This window comes from Limosilactobacillus coleohominis 101-4-CHN, assembly GCF_000161935.1.
GTDB lineage: Bacteria > Bacillota > Bacilli > Lactobacillales > Lactobacillaceae > Limosilactobacillus > Limosilactobacillus coleohominis_A.
This window is the reverse complement of record NZ_GG698810.1, coordinates 1-1579: the sequence shown is the minus strand read 5'-3', so window position 1 is coordinate 1579 and position 1579 is coordinate 1. Positions and strand designations below refer to the sequence as shown.

The window sequence follows — 1579 nt, the reverse complement described above, 5'->3', positions numbered from 1 at the left end:
GTATCTGTCAAGTTTTCATAGGTAGCCTTTAAATATGCAGTTTTAGTGCGTAAGAGCCTTAAGAACTCGGCCCATTGGTCTACTAGTTGCAGTATTAATTGGAATGTCTCCGTGGATCACGCCTGATGAAGGTGGCGTGGGTACCCTGCGTAAAAATTCGCCAGTTCGAATCTGTAGTTCCTGCAGTAGATGCGGGGACTCTACCTTGGGTAGGACAGTCAATTGATTGAGGGTAGTAGTTAAATTAGTCGGTAATTCGCCATTGACTCGTGCTTCGATTAACCCAATCATGGCTTTAGCTCCCTTAATCGTCCACGACTTCCCCTGTTTTTTCATGCGATAGGTAAAAGCGCGATGAGCGCTTTCAATTGATCCAATGAGACGCATGCCTTTAAACCCGCGTCGTTGAGGTGCTAAAAGATATGGTCAGTTCCGCGTTAAATATTTCCGTAGCCGCGTTAGGTCGGCTTCTTGATGGGGAGTTAAGTCTTGTGACTCATACGTATCCAAAACTAATGTTAACTGGTGCTTATCATAATCTCGCACGGCTTGGATTGCTTTTACAGTTAACTCATTTTGATGGCCTAAGGTATGTTCAATTTTCTGAAAGCAGTGATAACGGTCTAAAAAATATTCACCCTGGGCTCCTTGAGGAACTAAGCTTAAGAGCCTGGTCGGCTCATAGCCAGGTCCAGTGTCACTCGCCAAAAAGATCGTTTGTCCATGCAGCTTATAATGACGATCTAAATAGTCACTCAGTCGTGATTATAGCTGTTCCTGATGGTCAACACTTAAGAAATCGTGGCGATTAATGATATGATTAGCCTCCCGTTCATACACTCGATAATGATGAACCAGCGTCAGCTGGGCGGGGTGTTGACTTTTAATTATAAATGCATCGCCCTCAATAGTTAGGTGCTTGGGAATTTGGCGATGAACGGTCTTTTGTTCATTGCGCTGACTTTCTTTAGCTACCTGGCTACCTAACTCATGCACGGATGCATCACCGAATCTGCCGTAATTCCACTATCAAAGACCAGATTCAAAATATTTGCCGTATTACGCATCGTTGTGGTCTGAGCGATTTTCGCCATCATCATTAAGTAATGCGGTGATAAACGTCGCCGTGGCTTCAGCTGGAGCTTCCGATCAAGATAAAATTCATGCCTACCCAAACCCGTTTGATAATAACGTCGCCGAAAGGTGACAGGGCCGAAAATGCAGTTAAGGGTCCGTGCTTGCTTATTAATTACTTGGTAATTAGCCGGTGTCTAGGACTTCAAGCTTTGATCCAATTCCTCCATAAAGTTTTGCATCAAAGTTTTGCATCATTACTTGGCCTAAGCGGAGGACGCCGTTTAAAATCACCTGTTCAGCTTCAAATAAACTATCAGCTTTTGCCAAATTACGATCGATTTCTGTTAAAATAGTCATGAGGGAAGACCTACCTTTGTTTAGTATTCAGCACACTAAAGGCTACCGGTCTTTTCTTTTTTTGTAAATAAGCAAATTGGTATAGAAAAAAGGATTTTCACGACCAGATGATTTATTCATCCAACCTATGAAAATCTTACACTAA

General features: G+C 42.7%; 1 pseudogene. It reads right to left on the bottom strand.

Features of this window, described 5'->3' with window-relative positions:
• Positions 1-42: 42 nt before the first annotated feature.
• Positions 43-1434 (bottom strand): annotated as a pseudogene (locus HMPREF0501_RS08460) (ISLre2 family transposase).
• Positions 1435-1579 lie beyond the last annotated feature (145 nt).